At 35.6% G+C, this 1022-nt stretch carries 1 protein-coding gene; it reads left to right on the top strand.

Annotated elements, in window-relative coordinates:
- Position 1 precedes the first annotated feature (1 nt).
- The gene (locus tag E1176_RS00700) at positions 2-985 is read left to right on the top strand and encodes a DNA-directed RNA polymerase subunit alpha (RefSeq protein ID WP_343030485.1); all 984 of its coding nucleotides are present in this window, start codon (positions 2-4) and stop codon (positions 983-985) included.
- Positions 986-1022 lie beyond the last annotated feature (37 nt).

Below are 1022 nucleotides of genomic sequence, written 5' to 3'. Positions count from 1 at the left end.
AATTTTAGCATTTCAAATGCCTGACAAAGTCGTAATGGAAAAGGCAGATGATTTCCACGGCTTATTTACTTTCAAACCACTAGAAAAAGGTTATGGAGTTACCATAGGTAATGCTCTAAGAAGAATCTTACTTTCTTCATTAGAGGGCTATGCCATTACTGGTGTTAAAATGCCAGGCGTATTGCACGAGTTTTCAACTATCGAAGGTGTCGTAGAAGATGTTTCTGAGGTAATCTTGAATCTTAAAATGGTAAGATTTAAGAAGGTTGGAGATTCGGTTGACAATAAAATTACTGTTTCTATCAAAAATCAAAAGGAATTTAAAGCGTCTGATATCGCTAAGGGTACAAACGCATTTGAAATCCTTAATCCTGACTTAGTGATTTGTAATCTTGATGAGTCAGTTGATTTAGAAATAGAGTTAACTGTAGAAAAAGGAAGAGGATATTTACCAGCAGAAGAAAATAAGCCTTCTGAGCAAGTATTCGGATTTATTCCAATCGATGCGATTTTTACACCAATAAAGAACGTAAAGTATAGCATTGAAAACACAAGGGTAGAACAGAAAACTGACTACGAGCAATTAGTGCTTGATATAGAAACAGATGGTTCTATTCATCCAGAAGCGGCACTTGAAGGTGCGGCGCATATACTTATCCAACACTTTATGTTGTTTTCTGATAAGTCTATTGAGCTTGAAACTGACAAGGGTGGCGAGATTGAGCAGGTAGATGAGGAGATGTTACATATGCGTAAACTTCTTAAAACACCGCTTAACGACCTTGATCTTTCAGTAAGAGCTTATAACTGCTTAAAAGCTGCAGATGTAAAATCTCTTGGAGATCTTGTAAGACTTGAGATTTCTGACATGATGAAATTCAGAAACTTTGGTAAAAAGTCGCTTGCTGAATTAGAGCAGCTAGTACAAGACAAAAATCTTACTTTCGGTATGGATTTGTCTAAGTATAAACTTGAAGAAGAATAATTTATAATGAGACACGGGAAGAAATTTAATCATCTGA

The sequence above is a fragment of the Fulvivirga aurantia genome (assembly GCF_009711475.1).
Taxonomy (GTDB): Bacteria; Bacteroidota; Bacteroidia; order Cytophagales; family Cyclobacteriaceae; genus Fulvivirga; species Fulvivirga aurantia.
This window is presented reverse-complemented; position numbering and strand designations above follow the sequence as displayed.